General features: G+C 38.4%; 27 protein-coding genes and 1 pseudogene. 20 read left to right on the plus strand and 8 right to left on the minus strand.

The genetic code is table 11. The features are described 5' to 3' along the window. Nucleotides 1–1,476, minus strand: a complete 1,476-nt coding sequence (gene zwf, locus ACTDJC_RS06515) for a glucose-6-phosphate dehydrogenase (protein WP_440603056.1) — start codon at nt 1,474–1,476, stop codon at nt 1–3. A gap of 395 nt (nt 1,477–1,871) precedes the next feature. On the opposite strand from zwf, the gene ACTDJC_RS06520 reads away from it, so the two are divergent. The 3 genes from ACTDJC_RS06520 (at nt 1,872) to ACTDJC_RS06530 (ending at nt 2,990) form a co-directional block, all read left to right on the plus strand. After that, a complete protein-coding gene (locus ACTDJC_RS06520; RefSeq protein WP_429718762.1) occupies nt 1,872–2,204 on the plus strand; it encodes a DUF1904 family protein in 333 nt (110 codons plus the stop codon). A gap of 95 nt (nt 2,205–2,299) precedes the next feature. Beyond that, nucleotides 2,300–2,614 (plus strand): heavy metal-binding domain-containing protein, encoded by a 315-nt coding sequence (locus ACTDJC_RS06525; protein ID WP_098308370.1) that lies wholly within the window; start codon nt 2,300–2,302, stop codon nt 2,612–2,614. A gap of 97 nt (nt 2,615–2,711) precedes the next feature. Then, entirely contained in the window at nt 2,712–2,990 is a 279-nt protein-coding gene (locus tag ACTDJC_RS06530; RefSeq protein ID WP_440602938.1) for a nitroreductase family protein, read from the plus strand. Between the two features lie 58 nt (nt 2,991–3,048). Here the strand turns inward: ACTDJC_RS06530 and abc-f are convergent, their stop codons facing one another. The 4 genes from abc-f to ACTDJC_RS06550 form a co-directional block, all read right to left on the minus strand. Further along, nucleotides 3,049–4,686: a ribosomal protection-like ABC-F family protein gene (abc-f, locus tag ACTDJC_RS06535; protein WP_440602939.1), complete on the minus strand. Its 1,638-nt coding sequence runs from the start codon at nt 4,684–4,686 to the stop codon at nt 3,049–3,051. 285 nt (nt 4,687–4,971) lie between these two features. Beyond that, nucleotides 4,972–5,508, minus strand: a complete 537-nt coding sequence (locus tag ACTDJC_RS06540; RefSeq protein WP_440602940.1) for a flavodoxin family protein — start codon at nt 5,506–5,508, stop codon at nt 4,972–4,974. Between the two features lie 5 nt (nt 5,509–5,513). Further along, the gene (locus ACTDJC_RS06545) at nt 5,514–5,882 is read right to left on the minus strand and encodes a MerR family transcriptional regulator (protein WP_440602941.1); all 369 of its coding nucleotides are present in this window, start codon (nt 5,880–5,882) and stop codon (nt 5,514–5,516) included. A gap of 50 nt (nt 5,883–5,932) precedes the next feature. After that, on the minus strand, nt 5,933–6,826 hold the full coding sequence (locus tag ACTDJC_RS06550; RefSeq protein ID WP_098308501.1) for a LysR family transcriptional regulator: 894 nt from the start codon (nt 6,824–6,826) through the stop codon (nt 5,933–5,935). Between the two features lie 382 nt (nt 6,827–7,208). Here ACTDJC_RS06550 and ACTDJC_RS06555 point away from each other — a divergent pair, with 382 nt between their 5' ends. Further along, entirely contained in the window at nt 7,209–8,231 is a 1,023-nt protein-coding gene (locus tag ACTDJC_RS06555; RefSeq protein ID WP_440602942.1) for a YeiH family protein, read from the plus strand. Nucleotides 8,232–8,541: 310 nt separating this feature from the next. Here ACTDJC_RS06555 and ACTDJC_RS06560 read toward each other — a convergent pair whose 3' ends face one another. After that, nucleotides 8,542–8,982: a MerR family transcriptional regulator gene (locus ACTDJC_RS06560; protein ID WP_098308380.1), complete on the minus strand. Its 441-nt coding sequence runs from the start codon at nt 8,980–8,982 to the stop codon at nt 8,542–8,544. Nucleotides 8,983–9,310: 328 nt separating this feature from the next. Between ACTDJC_RS06560 and ACTDJC_RS06565 the strand changes: the two genes are divergently transcribed. The 6 genes and pseudogenes from ACTDJC_RS06565 to ACTDJC_RS06590 all read left to right on the plus strand — a co-directional run bounded on the left by ACTDJC_RS06565 (nt 9,311) and on the right by ACTDJC_RS06590 (nt 12,827). Next, a complete protein-coding gene (locus ACTDJC_RS06565; RefSeq protein ID WP_440602943.1) occupies nt 9,311–10,513 on the plus strand; it encodes an MFS transporter in 1,203 nt (400 codons plus the stop codon). 61 nt (nt 10,514–10,574) lie between these two features. Continuing rightward, nucleotides 10,575–10,769: pseudogene (locus ACTDJC_RS06570) on the plus strand (YeiH family protein); the annotation flags it as partial. Between the two features lie 117 nt (nt 10,770–10,886). Next, a complete protein-coding gene (locus ACTDJC_RS06575) occupies nt 10,887–11,084 on the plus strand; it encodes a helix-turn-helix transcriptional regulator (RefSeq protein ID WP_440602944.1) in 198 nt (65 codons plus the stop codon). A gap of 13 nt (nt 11,085–11,097) precedes the next feature. Continuing rightward, nucleotides 11,098–11,322, plus strand: coding sequence for a hypothetical protein (locus ACTDJC_RS06580; protein ID WP_440602945.1), 225 nt, complete (start codon nt 11,098–11,100; stop codon nt 11,320–11,322). Between the two features lie 114 nt (nt 11,323–11,436). Continuing rightward, complete coding sequence (locus tag ACTDJC_RS06585) at nt 11,437–12,195, plus strand: MerR family transcriptional regulator (protein ID WP_440602946.1); 759 nt, start codon at nt 11,437–11,439, stop codon at nt 12,193–12,195. Beyond that, the gene (locus ACTDJC_RS06590) at nt 12,195–12,827 is read left to right on the plus strand and encodes a hypothetical protein (RefSeq protein ID WP_440602947.1); all 633 of its coding nucleotides are present in this window, start codon (nt 12,195–12,197) and stop codon (nt 12,825–12,827) included. Before ACTDJC_RS06585 ends, ACTDJC_RS06590 begins: the two co-directional genes overlap by 1 nt. Nucleotides 12,828–12,863: 36 nt before the next feature. Here the strand turns inward: ACTDJC_RS06590 and ACTDJC_RS06595 are convergent, their stop codons facing one another. Then, a complete protein-coding gene (locus tag ACTDJC_RS06595) occupies nt 12,864–13,265 on the minus strand; it encodes a hypothetical protein (protein WP_440602948.1) in 402 nt (133 codons plus the stop codon). Nucleotides 13,266–13,737: 472 nt separating this feature from the next. Beyond that, a complete protein-coding gene (locus ACTDJC_RS06600; RefSeq protein ID WP_098308389.1) occupies nt 13,738–15,147 on the minus strand; it encodes an amino acid permease in 1,410 nt (469 codons plus the stop codon). A gap of 96 nt (nt 15,148–15,243) precedes the next feature. Between ACTDJC_RS06600 and ACTDJC_RS06605 the strand changes: the two genes are divergently transcribed. The 10 genes from ACTDJC_RS06605 (at nt 15,244) to ACTDJC_RS06650 (ending at nt 26,678) form a co-directional block, all read left to right on the plus strand. Beyond that, nucleotides 15,244–15,594, plus strand: coding sequence for a DUF4362 domain-containing protein (locus ACTDJC_RS06605; protein ID WP_440602949.1), 351 nt, complete (start codon nt 15,244–15,246; stop codon nt 15,592–15,594). 240 nt (nt 15,595–15,834) lie between these two features. Then, on the plus strand, nt 15,835–17,817 hold the full coding sequence (gene uvrB, locus ACTDJC_RS06610; RefSeq protein ID WP_253630861.1) for an excinuclease ABC subunit UvrB: 1,983 nt from the start codon (nt 15,835–15,837) through the stop codon (nt 17,815–17,817). A 5-nt stretch (nt 17,818–17,822) separates the two neighbouring features. After that, nucleotides 17,823–20,693: an excinuclease ABC subunit UvrA gene (gene uvrA / locus ACTDJC_RS06615; protein WP_440602950.1), complete on the plus strand. Its 2,871-nt coding sequence runs from the start codon at nt 17,823–17,825 to the stop codon at nt 20,691–20,693. Nucleotides 20,694–20,749: 56 nt separating this feature from the next. Then, entirely contained in the window at nt 20,750–21,082 is a 333-nt protein-coding gene (locus tag ACTDJC_RS06620; protein ID WP_440602951.1) for a hypothetical protein, read from the plus strand. A 286-nt stretch (nt 21,083–21,368) separates the two neighbouring features. Next, complete coding sequence (locus tag ACTDJC_RS06625) at nt 21,369–21,743, plus strand: phage holin family protein (RefSeq protein ID WP_098308397.1); 375 nt, start codon at nt 21,369–21,371, stop codon at nt 21,741–21,743. 169 nt (nt 21,744–21,912) lie between these two features. Further along, nucleotides 21,913–22,842 carry an HPr(Ser) kinase/phosphatase gene (hprK, locus tag ACTDJC_RS06630; RefSeq protein WP_440602952.1) on the plus strand — a complete coding sequence of 310 codons (930 nt, stop codon included), beginning with the start codon at nt 21,913–21,915 and terminating at the stop codon, nt 22,840–22,842. A gap of 72 nt (nt 22,843–22,914) precedes the next feature. Then, complete coding sequence (gene lgt / locus ACTDJC_RS06635) at nt 22,915–23,727, plus strand: prolipoprotein diacylglyceryl transferase (protein ID WP_098308399.1); 813 nt, start codon at nt 22,915–22,917, stop codon at nt 23,725–23,727. A gap of 111 nt (nt 23,728–23,838) precedes the next feature. Further along, complete coding sequence (gene ppaX / locus ACTDJC_RS06640) at nt 23,839–24,477, plus strand: pyrophosphatase PpaX (RefSeq protein WP_098308505.1); 639 nt, start codon at nt 23,839–23,841, stop codon at nt 24,475–24,477. Between the two features lie 54 nt (nt 24,478–24,531). Continuing rightward, nucleotides 24,532–25,044, plus strand: a complete 513-nt coding sequence (locus tag ACTDJC_RS06645; RefSeq protein WP_098308401.1) for an acyltransferase — start codon at nt 24,532–24,534, stop codon at nt 25,042–25,044. Between the two features lie 122 nt (nt 25,045–25,166). Next, nucleotides 25,167–26,678 (plus strand): tetratricopeptide repeat protein, encoded by a 1,512-nt coding sequence (locus ACTDJC_RS06650; protein WP_440602953.1) that lies wholly within the window; start codon nt 25,167–25,169, stop codon nt 26,676–26,678. Nucleotides 26,679–26,874: the final 196 nt, after the last annotated feature.

The following is a 26,874-nucleotide window of genomic DNA, read 5'->3' on the forward strand; positions in this document are numbered from 1 at the left end:
TTAGATTGAGTAGTCACTATCATCTGAAATAGGCCACCAATGGAAGCCATTTTCCGCAAGTAGATCATCAGAAGCTTGAGGCCCCATTGACCCTGATTCGTAAGTAAGTAAATCGTTTGATACATCTTGTTTCCATGCTTTAGAAATAACATCAACAAATTTCCATGATAACGCTACTTCATCCCAGTGAGTAAAGTTTGTTGCATCGCCTTGAATTGCATCATATAGCAGCTTCTCGTAAGCTTCTGGTGTATTTACTCCGTCTACGCAGTCATTGCAGTAATCAAGTTTAAATGGTGTCGTCTTTTCAGAAGTACCGATTTTCTTACCGTTTAAAACAAGAGAAATTCCCTCATCCGGCTGAATATGAATAATAAGTAAGTTCGGATGAACGGTGTTTTCTGATTTAGAATATAAATTCATTGGCAATTCTTTAAACTGAATAACGATTTTTGTTGATTTTTCTTGCATGCGTTTACCTGTACGAATGTAGATCGGTACACCAGCCCAGCGGAAATTGTCTATTAATAATTTACCCGCCACAAATGTTTCCGTTCTTGAGTTTGGATCCACTTTATTTTCGCTTCTGTACCCAGGAACTTCTTTTCCGTTGATTGCTCCTGGACCATACTGACTTCGTACAAAATATTCATCCACTTCTTCTACTGTTATTGGTCGAAGTGCACGTAATGCTTTAATTTTTTCGCTTCGGATTTCTTCTGTTGTTAAACGAATTGGCGGTTCCATTGCCAATAAAGCAACCATTTGTAATATATGGTTTTGTACCATGTCTCTTAAGGCACCGGAATGATCATAGTATCCTCCGCGATCCTCTACACCTAAAGATTCACTGGATGTAATTTGAATATTAGAGATGTATCTATTATTCCATAATGATTCAAATATTGCGTTTGCAAAACGAATGACACCAATATTTTGAACCATTTCTTTTCCTAGATAATGGTCAATACGATAAATTTCATCTTCCGCAAATGCGTGACGAAGTTCCTCATTTAATTTTTGTGCGGATGGGAAGTCATGCCCGAAAGGCTTTTCAATAATCAATCGATTCCAGCCGCTTGCGTTTGTCACACCTTCTGATTTCAAGTAAGAAGCGATTGTTCCGAAAAATTCAGGGGCCATTGCCATATAGAACATTCTGTTTCCTGGGATATTGAATTGTTCTTCTAGGTTAGTAAGTAATGCATTCAAATCTTGGTATGAAGCAGTATTCGTAACATCAAACGCTAAGTATCGGAAATGAGTTAAAAATTCATCTAAATCATCGCCTGGTTCAATTTTTGACTCTTGAATAGAGGAAAGTACATTTTCACGAAATACATCATCACTCCATTCACGTCTTGCCACACCAACAACAGCAAAATTTTTAGAGAGCTGCCCTTTTTTATATAGGCTATATATAGAAGGGAATAATTTTCTCTTCGCTAAATCTCCTGTTGCTCCAAATATAACCATAGTGCAATATGCATTGTCGTTCTTGTTCACTGGGTACCCTCACCTTTATTAATGTATATTGAATAGTATCTCAGAAGATTTTAACACAATTTGAAAGAAGTCTCCTACTTTAAGTATGTGTAAGAAAGTAATAAATCCTTAAATTATTTTAAGGCGAAGATTGTAGAAAATCAAAAGAAAAGCACGAAATCACCACTTCAATGTAATTTAGTTATTTTGAAGTTAGAAGAGGAGAGTAAGTACGACGCAATAAGGAACAAATGGAACCCTGCAATTGTAAGAGTTAAGACGGAAAAGAGGGTCAATTGGGGGAGCGATCGATTCTGGTGCAGCGAAATAAATTGTGCTATGATGTGGATAAATATAGAATAAAGCCATTTAACGGAGGGATTCACTTGCCGCATATTGTATTTCGTGGAATTACTACTGAACAATTAAAGAGTATAAGTAAACCATTAGTAGAAGAGCTCGCAGAGATTTGCGAATGTGGTACAGATAATTTTACATTAGAACTACCAAATTCTACATTTGTATATAATGGAGAAGAAATAGAGGCTTTTCCTCTTATTGAGGTTAAATGGTTCGAACGTGGACAGGAAATTCGTGATCGATTTGCCGGGGCACTTACCACATATATAATGGATTTTGATCTTCCTGAAGTAGAGGTTGTATTTACGGTCTTCTCAGAATCAGCATATTATATTAACGGAAAACATTGTGCAGAATAAGGTTACTTAGGTTTTTGTGTGAATCTTAAATTTTATCCCGCTATTCGTGGGAACTGATTGAAACTTCACTTTATATACATAGGAGGACATATATTATGATCGTTACAACAACTTCTACTATTCAAGGAAAAGAAATTGAAGAGTATATTGATATCGTAAACGGAGAAGCAATTATGGGAGCTAATATTGTTCGTGATTTATTCGCTTCTGTTCGTGATGTTGTTGGTGGCCGTTCCGGTGCGTATGAAAGTAAGTTAAAAGAAGCACGTGATATTGCGATGGGCGAAATGAAAAATCTTGCAAAGCAAAAAGGCGCAAATGCAATTGTTGGTATCGATGTTGATTATGAAGTAGTTCGTGAAGGTATGTTAATGGTAGCTGTAAGTGGAACGGCGGTTAGAGTTCGATAAGGGAAGCAGCTGTGCGTACCCTATAATAATATGTGAACCCTTTTCTCTATCAAGAGTAAGGGTTCTTTTTATGTAAATAAATTAAGATTGTTATCATATGGATCCGTTCATTGGAAAATTCTCTAACGAGCAAGCTACTCGTGTGGCGATGATTGATGGTGGTTTAGTAGCGATGCAACTTATGTTAGCAGCAAAAGCAAAAGGCTTTGATACTGTGCCGATTGGCGGTTTTCATCCGCAGAAGTTTGTAGAAGCTTTTAACGTTCCAGAAAACCTTGAACCTGTCATGTTAATTTATGTAGGTAAAGCAGTTAAAGCTGGTTTTGAAAAAGTTCGTCTTCCGCTTGATGATGTGTTAACGTGGAATAAATTTTAATCATGTTTGATTTCAGATGAAAGAAAAAGGCAGTGTGATCTGCCTTTTTCTTTCATTTTTAGAGTAGGCGTGTTCTGCATTCTTGAATTTGACGTAGCAATTGCTCATATTCATTTTCAAGAAGAATAACATTATCATGACGTCCTGGCATTGAAATGCGCCCGATTACTTCTGTTAACTTTGTTTGTAAGCGCAACAGTTCCTGCTCTGCTGGATTGATAGAAGCTTGTTCTGTCCGCTTTGTATACTGTTCATAATTCCCTTGAAAGAGTCGTGGTGCTTCTTCATCTAGGTGTAAAATGTGATCAGCAATTTTATGAACAAAGGTGCGGTCGTGACTAATGAATAAAACAGTACCAGGATAATCTTGTAGCATTTGTTCTAGTTCTTCTTGAGTGGCGAGATCTAGATAGTTTGTCGGTTCATCAAGAAGGAGCATATTGTAGTCTCCTAAGAAAATTTTGACCAGCGCTACTTTCACGCGTTCGCCGCCGCTTAATACGTTCACTTGTTTATGAACATCCTCTCTTCGAAAGAGAAGACGTGCAAGAATCGTTCGTACAAATGATTCGTCATAACGTGTTTCTTCCATAACGTTTTGTAAAATGGTTTTGTCACTTTGCAGAATTGCTAATGTTTGTTCAAAGTAACCAATTTTACAGCTTTTCGAAAGTTGAATTCCTCGTTCATTTGCTTCAATCATATGAAATAGTGTTGTTTTTCCGCTCCCGTTTTTTCCGAGAATAGCAAGCTTTGCGCCCGGAGCCATACTTCCATTTATATTGTGAAAGAGGCTGCGGTTTCCAATCTTTTTCGTAACCTTATTAAACTGCACAACCGTTTTACTGTGAATCGGTGCGTGGTACTGTGCATCAAACTTTGCATGCACAATTTCCCTTGGCTTTTCTTTCTTTTCTAATTGCTCTAATCTCGTTTCTAATGCTTTGGCGGCTTTTTGGACGTTCCCTTGGCTGTAAGCGGCTCCTGATTTATATAGCTTAGATTCAGAAGAACTATAGCGAGTTGGGATTTTTGTCATACCGGCAGCTCGCTGTAGTCTGCTGGTGATTGCTGTTTCTAAGCGCTGTTTTTCTTTCGTATACTGTTCATATTCTGATTGTTGGCGCTGCCTTTGCTGTTCTTTTTGCTCGCGATAGTTTGTGTAATTTCCTTTATATTCACGAACAGAGCCATCTTCAATTTCGATAATCTTTGTGCAAATGGCGTCTAACAAGGAACGGTCATGGGAAATTAGAAGGATTGCTCCTTTATAAGATTGTAATGCTTTCTCTAGTTGTTCTGTGCCATACATATCGAGATGACTCGTTGGTTCATCAGCGAATAAGATAGATGCTTCTTGTTCAAGAGCATGAGCAATTTTTAAACGTTCGCGTTCGCCGCCGCTCATATTCGTTGTGACATGAGAAATTCCCCATTGTCCTTTTGAAAGAGAAGAAGCTGTTTCTAATGTCTCTTCATGGAACTGCGGAATGATAGCGATGGAACCGTAGTGGTCGATTGTTCCGCAATCAGGTTCTATTTCTTTACTTAATATTTGTAATAGCGTTGATTTCCCTGCACCGTTTACACCGACGATTCCAATACGGTCATGCGCCTGAATATCAAGTGCTTGTAATGTAAATAAAGTACGATCACCATAGCTTTTTTCAATGTTTCGTGCTGTTAAAATGGTCATAAAAAAACCTCCCTAGTTTCACTAGAGAGGATATACGTCACCCATAGTATGTAAAAAGGTATGCACAAAAAAACAGTACACGTATTTTTTACATGTTCATGTCAAAAGAAAGTTATCGACAAAAGGGCATACTAATCCTCTTCTAGTTTTCATCATTTCGTTTCACTATTTGTGATGGATGAATAAAAAAGAGAATTAGAACTTCATTGGCCGATGTACCTTCCTTTCATAAATTTACATTTATTGTATGTGTATGGAGATGTATTTGTCAAATCATTCTGTTAATTATTTTTGCTTGAAAGTACGATTATATACTTTTACTTTTTCTATTGTTTCTTTATCATTCACGATTTCGCCTGGTGCGTTGGCAGCCCCAATCATATAACCTTCAAAAGAAGCTCCTACAAAGTCAAAAATATATTGAAACTGTGCAATAAGCGGGAGTGCCTTTAATTTTGGATTGTCACCGCCGACAATGACAACATACATTTTTTTCCCTTGCATACGTTCTTTGAAATGAAGTGATGCATCCCGCAAGCTTTGCGACCAGCGATCCACAAAGTTTTTCATATATCCGCTCATACCGTACCAATAAAGTGGTGTTGCAAACACAATTGTATCATGCTCAAGCATACGCTGAATGATACCTTCGTAATCATCGTCGATAGGTTGAAAGCCTTCTGCATCATGACGCTGGTCTGTAATTGGTTGGATTGTATGATTGCGTAAATATACTTCTTCAGCATGTACGCCTTCTAGCATCATATGCGTTAATTGTTCTGTATTCCCATTTGAACGTGAACTTCCGTGTAAAACGAACATATTTATCAATTCCTTTCTTTCCTTTGTTTCAACAGCGTAACGTGTTTTTGTAAGTTCGTTTGGATATGAGAAAGTAACGAAATCTGCTTTGTTACTTCAGCGAGCTTTTCTTCGTAAAGCGTAATGATACTGCTGCATGGATTATCATAAAAGTGTGGCTCTATTTCTAAACAGCGCAGCATTCGCGCGGTTTCTTCTAAGTTTAAACCTAACTGTAAATACATTTGAATGAGCTCTACTTTTTCAATCATCGCTTCATCAAAATCACGATAGCCATTTGTGAGCCGTTTTGAAATAAGCAAGCCTTTTTCCTCATAATGCCGTAGGGAGCGTTCACTTACGCCTGTATGTTTAGATAATTCTCCGATGCGCAAAACCATCACTCCTTCTCTCCTTATTCTAAACCTTCACATTAGTGTAAAGGTCAACTATGTTTATCCGCAAAGTTTTGCACATGATCTAAGAATACTTGAATCGCTTTGGAAGGAATGAAATATTTTCCTCGTACAATAGAAAAAGGGCGCATGAGCTTTTCGTTTGGGACAGGTATATGACATACTTCGCCAGCTTGCAGTTCTTTACGTACCGTCCAATCTGATAAAATCGCAATTCCGAGTCCGGCAGCAACGGCTTCCTTTACACTTTGAATGCTGCTAAATGTGAAGTAACGCTTCATTTTTAGATGATGGTCATGGATGAAGCGGTCGCTGTAAGCTCGCGTTCCTGAACCGGTTTCGCGGAGCACCCATATTTGATCTTGCAGTATGTTTGTATCAATCGGACTTGTCATTGTAAGAGGATGATTTGGTGGAACGACAAGCTTCATTTCATCCTCCATAAATGATTCTACGTCTACATCTGTGTATATCACTTGCCCTTCTACTAAGCCAATATCTAGTTGATTCGAGCGAACTCCCTGTAAGACCTCTTCTGTATTCGAGATAAAGGTATGAACTTCAACGCGCGGATGTTCCTTCGCGTAGTTTGCTAATATCTTGGGAAGAAGATATTCTCCGATTGTAAAACTGGCGCCAATGCGCAGTGTACCCGTAACAATATTATGCAGGTCATGAATTTCTTGTTTTGCTTCTTCATATAGAGTGAGCATTTGTTTTGCATGTATGTATAAAATGTTCCCAGCTTCTGTGACTTGCACATGTTTTGGTGAGCGTTGAATGAGCGTTGTACCAAATTCATTTTCTAAATTGCGAATGTGCATGCTTACCCCGGGCTGTGAAAGATTCAACATTTCGGCAGCTCTTGAAAAGTGTTTTTGCTCTACGACTGTTACAAAAATTTTTAAAATGTCGGTGTTTATGAGACTCATTCCTTTCGGTGAATAAAATAGTCGGCTCCGCTTTTCTTATTGTCCAGCTCTAGCGGCAAGAGTGGTCGGTGGCTTTGCTTCTTCCGCCGAGGTAAAGAGCACCTCTTTGTCAGAAACTCCATCCCTCTCCCATTCTGAACGAGCCGCTTCCGTTTATCGTTATATCCCGCATTAACGGGCAGTAAAACCCCGATTGGTTCAACTAACCATCAGTGAAAAAAATCGTTCACTGATGGAAGTTTCACTTTATTTTATCATAAGTTTTCTTGATGATTGAGATATCATATTAGTATTAAACTTATGATTAAAATACTCTTATAATGAAAGTAGAACGAACATGCATGTTATAAGATGATTATTGGAGTGGTATAAAATGGAACAAATGTTAGAGTTACAAAAGGAGAAGCGTTTTGGATTTGCGCAAGGTATTGGGATTACGTTACTTATTGCTATTGTTGCAAGATATTTGGCGCAGCTTCCATTTTTAAGTATTATGGGCCAATTAGTGATTGCTATTCTAATTGGAATGGTATGGAGAGCGGCAATTGGTGTACCAAGTCAAGCGATCGCAGGAACGAATTTTGCGAGTAAAAAACTACTGCGTCTAGGGATTATATTACTCGGTATGCGGTTAAATTTAGTTGATATTGTGAAGGCGGGCCCGAAGGTATTGGTTATGGCGGCAATTGTCATTACGTTTACACTTATTGTTGTATATGCATTAACACGTGTTTATAAAGTGGAGAAGAAGCTTGGCATGTTAACAGCATGCGGAACAGCGATTTGCGGAGCAGCAGCAGTTATTGCGATTGGACCACAAGTAAAAGCAAAGGACGAAGAAGTAGCGGTTAGTGCAGCGATCGTTGCGATTTTAGGAACCATTTTCACATTAGCATATACGCTACTATATCCTGTACTTCATTTGTCTCCGTATGAATATGGTGTTTTTTCGGGTGCAACATTGCATGAGATTGCTCATGTGATTGCAGCAGCAGCACCTGGTGGAAGCGAGTCGGTTGATATTGCGGTAATTATGAAGTTAACGCGCGTTGCCTTTCTTGTACCTGTGGCAATTTTAATTGGCATATGGTTTCAGCGCGGAGAAGAATCGGGGGAAAAGAAATCTTGGCGTGATGTTCCGATTCCGTGGTTTATTTTTGGCTTCTTAGCAGTTAGTGCGTTTCATTCATTAGGAATTGTACCTGAAAAAATTGCAAGCGATATTGTTGTTGTTTCTTACATGCTTATGGCAATGGCGATGGCTGGGCTAGGTTTAAATGTAGAATTTAAGACATTTCGTAAACTAGGAACAAGAGCATTTGTTGCAGGATTGATTGGATCGGTATTGCTTTCTGTTCTTGGATATATACTCGTAAAGGTATTACATTTTGCGTAGAAGACCGAGGATTATGATACGATCAAATGGAGTTTGGAATAGATAAAAAAAACTGCTGAACGTTATGGTTCGGCAGTTTTTTTATAAATCCGTATTCTTAGAATATGTATCTAGCAATCAAATAGGCTTGATAGGGCTTTTTCCCATCGCCATCAAGTTAAGAAATTCATTGTTCCCCAAAATGAAGAAAATGAGCTGAATTCTCGTAGACAACTGTGGAGGGATAAAATTTTTGTTTTGGAGGTACTTCAAAATATTAGCTTGGTGGGCAGGGGTATTTAATTACTTTACCTTGATGGAGATGTGTTTCCTATTGCCCAGATTCTTCTTCCTCAAATCGAACCAACGCTGCTTTCGCACGGTCCCTAAGTGAGACTAAATCTTCTTCGACCTTTAAGAGGTTTTTCTTTTTTTGTTCGATGAAGTTCAGCTGCTCTTCGATAGTATTTACTACTTTTCTTAACTTTTCTGTTTGTTCACTTGTGCCTTTTACTTGCCTGTAATCCGCTTTGTGAAGCTCTAACGTGTCGCTGAGCGCGATGAATTGCTGAAGCTCTTGAAGGGAAAAGCCCATTACTTCTTTGGCATTTGTGATTTTTTTCAGGAAGTCAATATGTTCCTGGGAATATAATCTTATGCCTCCTTCACTTCGCGGGGGAGCAGGCAGCAGTCCGATTTGTTCGTAATATCTGATGGTTCGTTTCGTTAAACCGCTTTGTTTCGCTACGTCATCTATTTTTATTCCGTCCATCATTCCGCTCCTATATTTCTTTATTTTTACTATTACACTAACAGGATGGAGCTTTTTAGCTCAAGAATATTATACTACAACCAGAGCTTTTCAGAAAAAACAAGCAGTTTACGCTAACGAAGAAGAGGAAGTTATTAATAAAATCATTCTTTTGTCCACTTTAATTGACGTTGACGTCAAGGTTAGAAAGTTTTATACTAATATTTGTAACGAAATTGCAATCATAGCTTTTTCAATATAAAGGGGATGGATAAGAGATATCAATCAGAGACCCGTAAACGGTAGGTTGAACTCGCCCCAAAACTATATATAAAGGAGTTTGGAATGGATGAATTCAAATCAATCATATTCACTTAGTGCCCAAAACCAATCGGCCAAACAGCCGCTTGTCGTTTGGGTTATCTTTTTTGCCTCAATCATTTCTTTCATGGGCTTAGGACTTGTCGATCCTATTTTACCTGCGATTGCAGAACAACTTCATGCAACCCCAAGCCAGGTTTCCTTACTATTTTCAAGTTATAACTTGATTACTGGGATTGCGATGCTGATCACCGGCGTTGTCTCCAGCAGGATTGGCATTAAATGGACTTTATTGACCGGTATTCTATTTATCATCGTCTTTTCGGCACTGGCGGGTTCTTCAGACGGCATATGGCAAATTGTCGCTTTCCGCGGTGGATGGGGACTTGGTAACTCATTGTTTATTGCCACAGCGTTGTCTGCGATAGTAAGTTTATCTGTAGGCGGAACCACCAAAGCAATCATTTTGTATGAAGCAGCCATCGGGCTTGGTATTTCCGTAGGCCCGCTGCTTGGCGGAGAATTAGGCTCTATTTCTTGGCGCGGCCCGTTCTACGGGGTAAGCGTGCTAATGATCATCGCTTTTTTTGCTCTTTTATTAAAAATGCCTCAGGTTGCAAAGCCGAAAGTAAAAAGCTCTATCCTTGATCCGATCAAAGCATTGAAATTCCCTGGATTATTAAGACTTGGGATTACAGCATTCCTTTATAACATCGGATTTTTCACGTTAATGGCATATGCTCCATTCGTCATGGGATTGGATGAGCATGGATTGGGATATGTGTTCCTTGGATGGGGAATTTGTCTCGCTATCACATCCGTCTTTGTTGCTCCGAAGCTTCAAGCCAGATTTGGAACGATTAAATCAATGTGCGCGATGTTAGCCTTGTTTGCATTAACTCTTTTGGCAATGGGAATTTGGACAGAATCAAGAACAGTTATTATTGTTTCTGTTATCATCGCAGGCCTATTCTTGGGAACGAATAATACTTTGATCACTACAGCGGTTATGCAGGTTGCACCAGTAGAGCGTGCTACGGCCTCCGCAGCATACAGCTTCGTCCGTTTCATCGGCGGAGCGATCGGACCTTGGTTGGCAAATAAGCTTGCTGAAACGTATACTCCACATGTTCCTTTCGTAATTGGCGCTGTATTTGTATTCTTGGCCATGCTGGTCGTTGCTTTTGGACGGAAACACATTGCACATGTAGATCAAGTTAGCGGCCACTAAAAAAGCACGTGCCCTTCATCATGCAGCGGAGATGGGGAAAACAATCGGATTTGAAAATAGAATTGTACCTGAAACAATTGCAAACGATATTGTAATTGTTCCCTACATGCTCATGGCAATGGCTAGGCTAGGTTTAAATGTAGAATTTAAGACATTTCGTAAACTAGGAACAAAAGCATTTGTTGCAGGCTTGATTGAATCGGTACTGCTTTCTGTTCTTGGGTATACGCTTGTATATGTATTGCATTTTGTGTAGAGGACTTGCTGGGCAAGTCCTTTTTTTTATTGGAAATTTTGTAAAGATATCTTTACTTATTTTGGAAAATATTTATAATAAAAGTAAAGATATCTTTACTTTTTAAAGGTGGATTCTATGAGTGTACAAAACAGAATTAAAGAATTAAGAAAACAAAATCATATTACGCAAGTAGAGATGGCAAAAGCAATGCAAGTGACGCGTCAAACAATTGTTGCGATTGAAAATCATCATTACAATCCAAGTTTGGAGTTGTCGTTGAAGATTGCGAAGTATTTTAAGATGAGTGTGGAAGAGATTTTTACGTTGGAATAAGGAGAAATGAATGATGAAAAGACGGGCTGATGAATATGACTGGTATGTAACTGGAAAAGCCTCTAGATACACCTTTATGTTTTATAGTACATGCCTTTTAATTTGGACATTCTACGACATGATAACAAAAGGGAAAACAGGATGGGAGTTTCCAATTATGGCGACTGGTAGTGCGATTTTTTTCTCGATTTGTGCACGGGAGAAACGAAAGCTTAAAAATCTTGAAGATGATGAATAAGAATTATTTCTATAAGAGCTGTTTACACGAACTTAGATGTGAACGGCTCTTTATTTTTATAAAATCTCTTGAAGCTAACGTTACGTCACCTTTTATAATGAAAACGAAAGGGTGATGGAAATGATTTCTATTCAACAACTGACAAAGGAAACAGGTGTGACAGTAAGAACGCTTCGATATTATGATCAGATTGGTTTGTTAGAGCCAAGTGGAAAGACAGAAGGCGGACACCGGCTATATAGTGAATGCGATGTACTGAAATTACAGCAAATTTTGTTTTTGAAAGAAATGGGTTTCCCTTTAAAAGAAATTACGAATATGTTAGAAAAAGAACGTTCCATTTTTAAAGAGGTTTTGCAAAATCAGTTGTTGTTCGTGCAAGAAGAACAGAAGAAGTTTTCTCGCATGGAAAAAATGTTGCAAGCTGTTTTATATTCCACTGATCTGGAAGGGGCATTCAATTGGGATATTATGTTTGAACTTATTCAGCTTTCACAGCAGTCTCCACGTATGCGGCAATTATTTCAGCAACAAGCATTTTCACAGGAAGAAGAACAACTAATTAAAAATTTACCAAACATGAGCGAGCAAAATGCGGAAGTGCAAGAGTGGATTATTTTATTAAAGAGAATGCGTCAGCTCATGCAAAAGAAGAAAGCACCAAGTGATGCAGAAGTACAAGGCATTACTGGCATTATTCTAGAGAAATGCAGAGAAATGGCAAACGGTGATGAGGCGTTTTTAGATAAATTGTGGGAAGTGCGCAAGTCAAAAGAGCAGTCAAAAATGATGAATATGTATCCGATTGAAGAAGAACTTCTACAATATATGGATGCTGCATTTGAAGTGTATATAAAAGGTGAGGAGAAATAATGAATATACTAATCGAGTATCGCTGGGCATTTTTAGTTGGCACTGAAATTGTGTTTTGGACGACCGCAATTAGTTTCTTTTTGCTCCGTTATGGATTTCGTTTACATAAAGCAAGTTTTATAGTAGGGATTGTGTTATTGCTAAATGAATTATTTATTTTAACGTTAGGTGTCGTTGATTATTATGAAACCGGGAAGTTTTCACAGTTTCAAGTTATTATCGTAATCATATTATTGTATGCTGTTTTTTACGGAAAGAAAGATTTAAGAAGGTTAGATTTACGTATACAGCGATTCATTGCAAAGCGGCGGGGAGAAGCATTGCCGATTATAGAAGAACCAGTAGAATTAACGGGCTGGGCACATACGAAGCAAGAGCTATTTCATTGGGGGATTCACTTTGTTTTATTTGCTGGTACGCACATTGTATTTTTCTTTTTGTATGGATTGGTGCCGCTTGAAAATATAGCTAGTTTTGATGCAGATGTATTTTTAAATGAAATCGCGAATCGTGTGAGTAAAGTGTGGAGAATTGTTTTTTTTGTAGATACGCTTATTACTCTCTCTTATGTTATTTTCCCAAAAAAGAAAAAGAAAAAGAAAGAGAAAGAGAAAGAGATGTTGCCGCGCTAGGATAACATCTCTTTCTCTTTCCGTGCCCTTTATTTCTCACGGCAGATACAGATCAATTTTTTTGATGAATACATGTAATCCACCTTGAGTAGAGTCAAGATTTGAGACACTCAAGCTCTTAAAGTTTTCTACTTGAAATATTCTTGTACTTTCTGTAATTATAGCGGTAATAGGATTACAGGGGCTTTTTAATATAATGGTTACCGCCAAAGGTAAAGGATCTCCACCTTTTAATGAGACAGAATTCAACTGAAGTAATGTTTTATTCTGATTATCAGTAAAATCTTGAAAAACAGGTTGATGGCTAGTGCCTCCTGGTATGAGAACTAGTACTGGGGAATTTGTTGATCCAATTGTATGATTTCCAAAAAAACAGTTATGAGTATTTGATTTATCTTTAAGACATTCCTCATCAGATTTGTCATGATGATCAGGCATATTGATGTTAAACCTCTTTTCTTTATTTTTGATACATTGTATTCCATAAGTAGAAAACACGTGTGGACAATGCGTGACGAGCTAGCTGTTCATTCAAGTTGAAAACATCTTGTTTGAGCTACGTGAATTTGGTGTATGTCAATATATAAAAAAGCTGCTGCCCTTAATGGACAACAGCTTTTTTGTTACCTCGTATTATCGGATAGTAAAACCCCTGAGGGAAGTTTCACTTTATCCCGCTCTAACAAGCAGTAAGAAAAGATGGGAGTGCAAGAAGAGGAACTGCTTGTAAGAGCCCGATTGGTTCAACTAACCTTCTGGGAAAAAAACGCTCCTAGAAGGAAGTTTCACTTTATCCCGCCCAAACAGCCGGTAAGAAGTTAGGCAAGGAAGAGAAGCAAACCGTCTGTAAGGGCCCGATTGGTTCAACTAACCATTCGGAGGAAAAGCATCTCCGAATGGAAGTTTCCCTTTATGCGGCGTCGTCTTTTTGTTCGTTTCTCAAAGTACTGTTTTTATATCCGTAGCTGAAATATACAATTAAACCGATAACTAACCAAACGCCAAAGCCAATCCATGTTGTTACTGGAAGCTGTAATGTTAGGTATCCGCAGAATAGAATTGCTAATATTGGAACCCATGGTACGAATGGTACTTTAAAGGCACGCGGCAAGTCTGGCTGTTTTTTGCGTAAGATGATAACGCCAATTGATACAACGATGAATGCGAATAATGTACCGATGTTTGTTAGTTCTGCTAGCTTGCTTAATGGAACGAAGCCAGCAAAGAAAGCAACCATAGCTGCTGTAATCCAGCTATTCATAACAGGTGTTTGCGTTTTTGGGCTTACACGAGAAAGTGCTTTTGGCAGTAGGCCATCGCGGCTCATTGCATAAAATAAACGTGTTTGTCCATATAACATAACGAGTAACACTGTTGTAATCCCAGCAATTGCTCCTAAAGAGACAAGGCCGGCAACCCAATCTTGATGAATATATTGCAGTGCAAATGCTACAGGGTTCTTTACGTCTAACTGACTGTAGGGAACGATTCCTGTTAATATTAATGAAACAACGATATATAAGATTGTACAGATTGCTAAGGAAGCGATAATACCAATTGGCATGTTACGCTGTGGATTTTTTACTTCTTCAGCAGCTGTTGATACAGCATCAAATCCAATATAAGCAAAGAATACAGTTGCAGCTCCAGTTGTTACGCCAGAGAAGCCAAATGGCATAAATGGTGTCCAGTTTTCAGGTTTTACATAGAAAGCACCAACACCGATGAATAGAAGAACAACAAATAATTTGATAGCTACCATAATAGCGTTAAAACGAGCTGATTTTTTTGCGCCTCTTGTTAATAACAATGTCATGATGAAAATAATGCAAATTGCCGGTACGTCTACATATGTTCCAGCCGCAGGGTTGTAAGCACTTGTTAAAGCATGCGGCAGTTTAATGCCAAATCCAGCTAATAATCCTTGGAAATATCCTGACCAACCAGATGCAACGGCTGAAGATGCCAATCCGTATTCTAGAATTAAATCCCATCCTAAAATCCAAGCGATTATTTCTCCAAATGTTGCATAGCTGTAAGTGTATGCACTACCTGATACTGGTACAGTTGAAGCGAATTCGGAATAACATAGTGCCGCGAATACGCAGGCTAAACCTGATAAAATAAACGATAAAATAAGTGCTGGTCCTGCATGTTCGGCTGCGGCAACGCCGGTAAGAACGAAAATACCTGTTCCGATAATGGCGCCGACTCCTAACATTGTTAAATCAAATGCCCCTAAATCCTTTTTTAAAGAAGCTCCTTTCTGCTGCGATTGTGCTAACATTGCGGAAATCGATTTTTTTCGAAATAGATCCATATAAATCCCTCACCCTCATAGTTGTTATAATATTCTGAACATTAAGATCAAGTTGTCGTATAATGTCGAATCTTTAAACGTATTGTAATATGAAAAATGGGCATTGTAAATATAAAATTTTTAGAAAATTCTACCTATACAAAAAACGATGGACTTCTTGTCGATATTTGTATAGGTGTTTTTATTGCTACGCTAAATTTCATTTTGGATGGTAGTATTAAGCGAAACTTCCATCAGTGGGGGTCTTATTGCCCGTTAATGCGGAATAAAGTGCGTATTGTGAATTATACAGATGAAGGAGATCCGATTTTTCAAACATTAGATTATGATGGAATCAATATAAACTATCTTTTTGATGATTCCAACGATAAATTTGGAGGAAGTCATAAAGGAAAAAAAGTGATGTGTGTAAAGGGATCATGGAAGAAAAAAGCGGTGAAGACGTAAGCTGTAAACTAAGTGAATGTAAAGGAAATCATGAGTATATCAGTTATTTTTTGCTGAAGGTACCTCATGAATAACCATGGGCAGATGCTTAGTAAATAAGCCTCTTTTTTGTTATTACATATTAGATTTGTAGAAACGCTGTCGAATTGTTTATCGAATGCTTGTTCGTTTTTTTGGTTTTTTTATGAGCATTCGTGGTAAAATGAGAATACAGATTTTTTACGAGGAGGGCGGATTTATTTGGAACATCAATTTGAAATTGTCTCAGAATATTCCCCGCAAGGTGACCAGCCAAGAGCGATAGAGCAGCTGGTAGCTGGGATTAAAAATGGTAAGAAACATCAAGTGTTGCTTGGAGCGACAGGAACGGGTAAGACATTTACGATTTCAAATGTCATTAAAGAAGTGAAGAAGCCAACACTTGTAATGGCTCATAATAAAACGTTAGCAGGACAGCTATATAGTGAGTTGAAAGATTTCTTTCCGAACAATGCGGTTGAATATTTTGTTAGTTACTACGACTATTATCAACCGGAAGCGTATGTACCACAAACCGATACGTTTATTGAAAAAGACGCACAAATTAATGATGAGATTGATAAATTGCGTCACTCAGCGACATCGGCTTTATTTGAACGAGATGATGTCATTATTGTAGCGAGTGTGTCTTGTATTTACGGTTTAGGTTCTCCAGAAGAATATAGTGAACTTGTTGTCTCTTTACGCGTTGGTATGGAGAAGGAACGCAATCAATTGCTTCGTGAACTTGTTGATGTACAATACGGCCGTAATGATATTGACTTCCAGCGTGGAACGTTTCGCGTGCGCGGGGATGTAGTTGAGATTTTTCCAGCATCCCTTGATGAACATTGTATTCGGATTGAGTTTTTTGGCGATGAGATTGATCGCATTCGAGAAGTGAATGCATTAACAGGTGAAGTATTAGCAGAACGTGAGCATGTGGCAATCTTCCCGGCATCTCACTTCGTTACACGCGAAGAAAAAATGAAAGTTGCCATTGAAAATATTGAAAAAGAATTAGAAGAACGTTTAAAGGAATTAAATGATAACGGTAAATTATTAGAAGCGCAGCGGATAGAGCAGCGGACACGTTACGATTTAGAAATGATGCGTGAGATGGGCTTTTGTTCAGGGATTGAGAACTACTCCCGTCATTTGACGCTCCGTCCAGCTGGTTCAACACCATATACATTATTAGATTATTTTCCTAAAGATTTTCTTATCGTGATGGATGAGTCGCATGTATCAGTGCCGCAAGTAAGAGCGATGTACAACGGAGATAAAGCGCGGAAACAAGTGCTTGTCGATCATGGATTCCGTCTGCCATCAGCGCTAGATAACAGACCGCTTATGTTTGAAGAGTTTGAAGAGAAAACGAATCAAGTTGTGTACGTATCAGCAACGCCGGGGCCGTATGAACTAGAACATGCACCGGAAGTTGTGGAGCAAATTATTCGTCCAACTGGGCTTTTAGATCCGCAAATTGATGTGCGTCCAATCGAAGGACAAATTGATGATTTATTAGGAGAAATTCACGACCGAATTGCAAAAAATGAGCGCGTTTTAATTACAACATTAACAAAGAAAATGTCAGAGGATTTAACTGATTACTTGAAGGATGTTGGTATTAAAGTAAATTATTTGCATTCTGAAATTAAAACATTAGAACGGATTGAGATTATTCGTGATCTTCGTCTAGGGAAGTTTGATGTGCTTATTGGTATTAACCTACTTCGTGAAGGGCTCGACATTCCAGAAGTGTCGCTTGTAGCAATATTAGATGCAGATAAAGAAGGATTCCTTCGTTCAGAGCGTTCGCTTATTCAAACAATTGGCCGGGCAGCACGTAATGCAAATGGTCATGTTGTGATGTATGCAGACCGAATTACAAAATCGATGGAAATTGCAATCAATGAAACGAAGCGTCGTCGTCAAATTCAAGAAGCATACAATGAAAAACATGGGATTACACCAAAAACAATTCAAAAAGAGGTGCGCGATGTTATTCGTGCAACGATGGCTGCGGAAGATACAGAAACGTATGAGACAGCACCACTAACTTCTAAGAAAATGACGAAAAAAGAACGAGAAAATGTTATTGCAAAAATGGAAGCGGAAATGAAAGAAGCTGCAAAAGCGCTTGATTTTGAACGGGCAGCTGAGCTTCGTGATTTATTACTAGAACTAAAAGCAGAAGGGTGAAGGCGATGAGTAAAGATTTTATCGTTGTAAAGGGTGCGAGAGCCCACAATTTAAAAAATATTGATGTCACCATTCCGAGAAATCAACTTGTTGTTGTAACAGGGTTATCTGGTTCAGGGAAATCGTCGTTAGCATTTGATACGATTTATGCGGAAGGACAGCGCCGTTATGTAGAATCACTATCGGCGTATGCACGTCAATTTTTAGGGCAAATGGATAAACCAGATGTGGATGCAATTGAAGGATTGTCTCCGGCTATTTCAATTGATCAAAAAACGACGAGCCGCAATCCGCGTTCAACAGTTGGAACGGTGACAGAGATTTACGATTATTTACGTTTATTATTTGCGCGTATCGGAACACCGATTTGTCCAAATCACGGCATTGAGATTACATCGCAAACAGTTGAGCAAATGGTAGATCGTATTTTAGAATATCCAGAGCGTACGAAGCTGCAAGTGCTTGCACCGATTGTATCAGGCCGTAAAGGTGCACATGTAAAGGTGTTAGAAGATATTAAAAAGCAGGGGTACGTCCGCGTTCGCGTTGACGGGGAAATGCTTGATGTATCGGAAGAAATTACGTTAGATAAAAATAAAAAGCATTCGATTGAAGTTGTAATTGACCGTATTGTTGTGAAAGAAGGAATTGCAAGCCGTCTTGCTGATTCATTAGAAACGGCTTTGAAGCTTGGTGAAGGTCGCGTTTTAATTGATGTAATCGGAGAAGAAGAGTTGCTGTTTAGCGAGCATCATGCTTGTCCGCATTGCGGATTTTCTATTGGTGAACTTGAGCCGCGCATGTTTTCTTTTAACAGTCCGTTCGGTGCTTGTCCGTCTTGTGACGGTCTTGGTGCGAAGTTAGAGGTAGATCTTGATTTAGTGATTCCCAACTGGGATTTATCATTAAACGATCATGCGATTGCACCTTGGGAACCGACAAGTTCACAATATTATCCGCAATTGTTGCAGTCCGTTTGTAACCATTACGGCATTGATATGGATGTACCGGTAAAAGATATTCCGAAACATTTATTTGAGAAGGTGTTATACGGAAGCGGAGATGAAAAAGTATATTTCCGCTATGTGAACGACTTTGGCCAAGTAAAGGAAAGCGATATTATTTTTGAAGGTGTAATTCCTAACATTGAGCGCCGTTACCGAGAAACAAGCTCCGATTATATTCGTGAGCAAATGGAAAAATACATGGCAGAGCAAGCTTGTCCAAAATGTAAAAGCGGTCGTTTAAAACCAGAAAGTTTAGCTGTTTTTGTAGGTGAGAAAACGATTGCGGAAGTAACGCAGTTTTCTGTTAAGGAAGCACATGATTTCTTTACCGATATTGAATTAACAGAAAAGCAACAAAGTATTGCCAATCTTATTTTGCGTGAAATTAAAGAGCGTCTTAGCTTCTTAGTTAACGTAGGACTCGATTATTTAACACTTAGCCGTGCAGCTGGAACATTATCAGGCGGAGAAGCGCAGCGTATTCGCTTAGCGACGCAAATTGGATCGCGGTTAACGGGTGTATTATATATTCTTGATGAACCTTCTATCGGTTTGCATCAACGTGACAATGACCGCCTAATTCAAACGCTGCAAAATATGCGTGATTTAGGAAATACGCTTATTGTTGTTGAACACGATGAAGATACGATGATGGCTGCAGACTATTTATTAGATATTGGTCCTGGTGCAGGTATTCACGGCGGGCAAGTCGTTTCAGCCGGTACGCCGCAAGAAGTGATGCATGATGACAATTCCTTAACAGGACAATATTTATCAGGCAAAAAGTTCATTCCAGTTCCGCTAGAGCGCCGCAAAGGTGATGGCCGTAAAATTGAGGTCATTGGAGCGAAGGAAAATAATTTAAAAAATGCGAAGATGTCATTCCCGCTTGGTACATTTGTTGCTGTGACGGGTGTATCAGGTTCAGGGAAAAGTACATTAATTAATGAAGTGCTATATAAAGCAGTTGCTCAAAAATTATATAAATCGAAAAGTAAGCCTGGTGTGCATAAAGAAATTAAGGGTCTTGAGCATTTAGATAAAGTGATTGATGTTGATCAATCACCAATTGGGCGTACACCGCGTTCAAACCCAGCGACATATACAGGTGTGTTTGATGATATCCGTGATGTGTTTGCACGAACGAATGAAGCGAAAGTGCGCGGTTATCAAAAAGGGCGCTTCAGCTTTAATGTGAAAGGTGGCCGCTGTGAAGCGTGCCGCGGCGATGGAATAATTAAAATTGAAATGCACTTCTTACCAGATGTATATGTTCCGTGTGAAGTTTGTCACGGAAAACGTTATAATCGTGAAACATTAGAAGTAAAATATAAAGATAAAAATATTTCTGAAGTATTAGAGATGACAATTGAAGATGGAGTAGAGTTCTTTGCGAATATCCCGAAAATTAAACGTAAGCTCCAAACGCTTGTGGATGTAGGACTCGATTACATGAAGCTCGGTCAACCAGCGACGACGTTATCGGGCGGAGAAGCGCAGCGCGTGAAGCTAGCATCTGAGCTGCATCGCCGTTCAACAGGACGAACGTTATACATTTTAGATGAACCGACAACTGGTCTTCATGCACATGACATTGCTCGTCTATTAAAGGTGCTTCAGCGTCTTGTTGATAATGGTGAAACAGTGCTTGTGATTGAACATAATTTAGATGTTATTAAAACGGCAGACTACCTTATTGATCTTGGACCTGAAGGCGGCGATAAAGGCGGACAAATCGTTGCAACAGGTACGCCGGAGCAGGTTGTGAAAGAAGAGCGTTCTTACACAGGCAAGTATTTAAAAAGTGTTTTAGATCGTGATAAAGCACGCATGAAAGAAAAAGTAGAAGAAGTAGAATTAACACAGTAAAACAAACATCTAATAAGGAAGTATTACTTCTTTATTAGATGTTTTCTGCTATATCCATGAAAAAGGGAGTGGATTTTGTGGATTCTACGCAAAAAATTTTAGCTTCATGCTGCTATTTCAGTATTTTTTTTGCCCCGTTATTGTTTCCAATTATCGTGTATTTTGTTGTTCCTCATGAAGATGTGAAATCTCATGCAAAGAAAGCTTTCATTTCACATTTACTACCATTCTTTTGTTTATTTCTCGTGTTTCTATTTGTATTTGTTATGAACACACCAGAACAAATTGGTGCACTCGTACTTGTAGCTATGTTGTTATTTGGTCTTGTGAATCTTGTTATTTTTATATGGAATATTGTGAAAGGTGTACAGGTGCTTGCGAATGAGTAAATGATCCCGCTACTTTTGGGCAACTCAAGATTCGGAGAAAAAGCATCTGCGAAAGGAAGTTTCACTGTACCCCGCTCAAACAAGCAGTAAGCAAAGAGAAAATTCGAGAAGGAGGAACTGCTTGTAAGAGCCCGATTGGTTCAACTAACCCTTCGGAGGAAAAGGCATCTCCGAAAGGAAGTTTCACTGTAATTGTACTTGGTTTTTTTTTCTGATTTGGAGTATTATTGTTGATATATGTAGTTTGGGTTGTAATTGTCCCTAATGAAAAGGAAGTGTAAGGAATATGAGATGGATTCTATCACTTATTGTGAATAGTATTGTGCTAATTGCTGTATCGGGTCTTCTTAAAATTTTTGCACCAGGTGCGTTTGAAATAGCAAATATAAAAACAGCAATTATTGCAAGCTTAATTTTAGCAGTTTTAAATGTAGTTGTGAAACCGTTCTTAATTTTAATTACGCTGCCAATTACGATATTAACATTTGGTTTCTTCTTAATTGTTATTAATGCGATTACGTTGGAAATTACAGATTCGTTACTTGGCGATGCGTTTAATTTATCTGGATTTGGCGTAGCGATTGTTGCAGCAATCTTTATTTCGATTTTAAATATGTTAATTGATAAAGTGATTATTGAACCATTGTCTGAGAAAAAATAGTGGAGAGTATAAGTATCCGACAAAACGTAAAACATTTTGCGCAAAGCGTGGAATGTTTTTTTCTTTTTCAAAAGAAACCGTGTTTCGTGTTTTAAGAAAAAAATGGTACAATAGCGGGGAGAGTGGTAGTACGCTGCTTAGATACATTCCGCAACGTGGAGGTTTACATATGCCAAAAGTTCGAACGAAAGATTTAATTGAACATTTTCATTTAGAACTAGTAAGCGGTGAAGAAGGAATTCATCGTCCGATTGATACAAGTGATTTATCACGACCTGGAATTGAAATGGCGGGATTTTTCACATATTATCCAGCGGATCGCGTTCAGCTTCTTGGGAAAACAGAGCTTACTTTTTTTGATACGTTAACAGAAGGACAAAAGCAAGCGCGTATGCAAGCACTTTGTACAGAAGAAACACCGTGTATTATCGTAACGCGCGGTCAAGATGTACCTGAGGAATTAATGCAAGCATCTCGCCAGGCAGATGTGCCCCTGCTGCGTTCACCGTTAAAAACAACACGCTTATCAAGCCGCTTGACGAATTACTTAGAAAGTAAATTAGCACCAACAACAGCAATTCATGGTGTATTAGTTGATATTTACGGTGTTGGTGTAATGATTACAGGACAAAGTGGTGTCGGGAAAAGTGAAACAGCACTTGAGCTTGTGAAACGAGGACATCGACTTGTGGCTGATGATAGTGTAGAAATTCGTCAAGAAGATGACGATACACTAGTCGGAAGTTCACCGGAGTTAATTGAACATTTACTTGAAATTCGTGGACTTGGCATCATTAACGTTATGACGTTATTTGGTGCAGGTGCAGTGCGTAATCATAAACGTATTTCACTTGTAATTAATCTTGAGATTTGGGATCAAAAGAAAAACTACGATCGTCTTGGTTTAGATGAAGAAAAAATGAAGATCATTGATACGGATATTACAAAGATTACACTTCCAGTACGACCTGGTCGAAACTTAGCTGTTATTATTGAGGTGGCAGCGATGAATTTCCGTTTAAAACGTATGGGTGTCAATGCAGCGCAGCAATTTTCAGAGCGTCTTATGAGTGCGATTGAACTAGGAGATCAAAATTAATATAAGTGAAACTTTCATCAGTAGAGGGGTTCTTTCTCCTCCACTGATAGAAAGAGAAAGGGAGTAGAGAATATGCTGTTAGGGTCTGTACCACAGCTTGATCGTGTGGCGATTCAGCTCGGACCGTTTCCGATTTATTGGTATGGTGTAATTATTGGCACTGGTGTCTTACTTGGCTTATGGCTCGCAACTCGGGAAAGTGAACGGCTTGGTCTGCCGAAAGATACAATTATTGATTTAGTATTGATTGCGGTGCCGATTGCAATCCTTTGTGCACGTGCATACTATGTTATTTTCGAATGGGGCTATTATTCGCAAAATCCAAGCGAAATTCTTAGAATTCGTCACGGCGGCTTAGCCATTCATGGCGGATTAATCGGAGCAGTTATTACAGGATGGGTATTTGCGAAAAAACGCGGTCTTTCTTTTTGGAAGCTAGCAGATATTGTTGCACCAAGTATTTTACTTGGACAAGCGATTGGACGCTGGGGAAACTTTATGAACCAAGAAGCACATGGCGGTGAAGTGACGCGTCAATTTCTCGAAAGTTTACATTTGCCACAGTTTATTATAAATCAAATGTATATTGATGGTGTATATTACCAGCCGACATTCTTATATGAATCATTATGGGACTTTGCTGGGGTTATTTTGCTTTTACTTCTTCGTAAAGCGAATTTACGCCGCGGTGAACTATTCTTTACATATTTAATTTGGTATTCTACTGGGCGCTTCTTTATAGAAGGATTACGTACAGATAGCTTAATGCTCGGCCCGCTTCGTGTTGCACAAGTTATATCAATTGCCATAATTATCGTCTCCATCATTTTCATTGTTGTGAGACGCAAAATGGGGTATGCAGATAAACGATATTTAGAACAATAATGATATAACTTTGTGATTCAGTGAATGAGTCGGGGTTGAATGAAAAAAGTAGCGTCACATATGCGGCGCTGCTTCTTTTCTTATCATACAACAACAAAGGATGGCGAAAAGATGAAAATTAATACAGTGTTATTTGATTTGGATGGAACGTTGATTAATACAAACGAACTTATTATCTCTTCATTTTTGCATACATTAGAAAAATACTATCCAAATCAATATAAACGTGAAGATGTACTGCCATTTATTGGTCCGTCATTACACGATACATTTAGTAAAATCGACGAGAACCGAGTGGAAGAACTTATTCAATGTTATCGTGATTTTAACCATGAACATCATGATGAATTAGTAGAAGAGTATGAAACAGTGTATGAAACTGTACAGGTGCTTCGGGAAAAAGGTTATAAAGTCGGGATTGTAACAACAAAGGCGCGCAAAACTGTTGAAATGGGATTACAGCTAACGAAATTAAAGCAGTTTTTTGATGTTGTGGTAACAATTGATGATGTAGAACATGTGAAACCACATCCAGAGCCAATTCAAAGGGCACTTCAGTTATTAGAGGCAAAGCCGGAAGAATCTTTGATGGTAGGCGATAACCATCACGATATTGTTGGTGGACAAAATGCTGGTGTGAAGACAGCTGCTGTTGCATGGACAATTAAAGGACGCGAATATTTAGAGTCTTACAAACCTGATTATGTGTTAGAAAAAATGAGTGACTTATTAACAATCTTACCTCACTAATCGTTTTTCTTACGAGCGGCTGGGCTCAGCGAGTACAAAAAGGGAGAGAGCAAAGTGCGACGGACAACGCGCTATCCAGTATCGGGAGCAAATTCATTATGGAATGTATATAAAACGGTTTCATTTTGGAAAGTGATGAAAAACTTCATTGTAATCCAAATCGCGCGATATACCCCTTTTTTACGTATGAAAAATTGGTTATATCGCACATTTTTGCGGATGCAAATCGGAGAGAAAACTTCTTTTGCACTTATGGTTATGCCAGATACTATGTTCCCAGAGAAAATTACAGTTGGACGTAATTCAGTGATTGGCTATAATACAACGTTATTAGCTCATGAATATTTAATTACAGAATATCGTCTTGGTGAAATTATTATTGGAGACGAAGTAATGATTGGTGCAAATTCGACTGTTTTACCTGGCGTTGTCATTGGAGATGGGGCAATTGTTTCAGCTGGGACACTTGTTCATCGCGATGTACCGGATGGTGCTTTCGTCGGTGGGAATCCTATGCGAATTATTTATACGAAAGAGGAAATGGCAGCGAGAGAAGGGAAATGTTAGAAATGTAACATTTTCCTTTTCTTTTCGGTAATGAAAAGGAAATATTTGTGTATAATATATTGTTTTGTTTTTGGAGGAATCGTTTATACTTAGAGATAGAAGAATGAAATAATGGAGGAGTTATGGGGAAAAATCAAGAAATTCATAAAGATAACGGACAAGTTATTTCTTTTAATCAATTAGCTAACTTCTTTTATGATAAAGGCATGAAGGCTTATCGCAATCATCATTTAGAAGATGCAATTAAATATTTTAAGAGAGCGGCACAAGATCAGAAAGAGCCGTTTATTTTATGTCAATTAGCAACGGCATTATCGGAAGCGGGAGAGTATCACGAATCGAATCAAATCTTATTACAAATTGTTCGTACGGGTGAACAAATAGAAGAATGCTATTATTTTATGGCAAATAATTATGCGTATCTTGGGTTATTCCAACAAGCGAAAAAGTATGCAGAACGGTATTTAGAAATTGCGACGGATAAAGAATTTATTGCTGAAACAATAGAACTTTTAGAGATTATTGAAGAAGAAGAAATGGATACGCCGGAATTCGAAGATGAAGATGGATTAATTGTGATGCAAGAGCAAGCAAATCATTATATTCGTAACGGTCAATTAGAAGAGGCGATTGCGACGCTTGAAGGAGTCATAACGGAATATCCGGAATTTTGGTCAGCGCATAATAATTTAGCAATTGCTCATTTTCAGCTTGGGAATGTTGATCAAGCGTTGAAAATGACAGAGCTGATTTTAGAGAAGAATCCAGGGAATATTCATGCGTTATGTAATACGCTTATTTTTCTATATTCTATTGGGGAATATAAGCAAGTAGAAAAGTTAGCAGAGCAATTGGAAACAGTGTATCCGATGTCGTTTGAACATCGGGTGAAACTAGGGACAACATTTGCGACAATTGGTCGTTTTGAAAGTGCATATAAATGGTTAAAAGTGTTAAAACGTCAAGGTTACGAAGGTGATGTTAGCTTTTATTATTGGTTTGCATATTCTGCCTATATGGTAAAGGATGAGCAAACAGCCGAGAAAATGTGGGCGCATGTAGTGGAATTACATCCTGATAAAAAGGGAAAAGAACCTTGGAATGCTATTAATTTAGTAGATGAAGGCCAAAATATTTTATTCCGAGAGCTTCAGCAATCGTTTCAAAAAAGTGAAACATTGGAAGAACAAATGCTCGCTTTATATTTAATGAATGAACTGACAACACCAGAAAAGCTTGGCTTTTTCTTTGATGTTATGCAATCTCCTAATCGTGTTCCAATTGTATCGCAATTAGCGAACTATTTCTTTTTAATTAACAGTCATAAAAGTATTCCAGGAGAACTGCAGCAGTTTGAACAATGTATTCGCATTGCAGATGCTTTATACAATTATACGAAAAAAAATGATGAGCTTATTGAAGAATGTTTACATCTTTGGTTTTGTACATTTATACGTTTATACACGAGCGAAACGTCCTTTACAAATGTATATGGCTGGTCAGCGGCAGTTGAATATATTGTAAGAGGCGAGTGCCAAAATAAGCTGACGCAGGCAGAGCTTGGTAATATATATAATGTATCGGTAGCAACTGTACGAAAATATGTGCAAGCAGTGAGACGTTTGCATGCATAAAGTGAAACTTCCATTCGAAGGTGCTTTTCCTTCGAATGGTTAGTTGAACCAATCGGGCTTTTACGGACAGTTATCCCCCACCTATCTTCTTCGTTTTTCTCTGAATCTTGAGGTGGGGGTCCTACTGTCTGTTAATGCGGGATAAAGTGAGACTTTCATCAGTGGAGGTCTTACTGCCCGCGAATAGCGGGATAAA

The sequence above is a fragment of the Bacillus sp. GB_SG_008 genome, assembly GCF_052038115.1.
Classification (GTDB): Bacteria; Bacillota; Bacilli; order Bacillales; family Bacillaceae_G; genus Bacillus_A; species Bacillus_A rhizoplanae.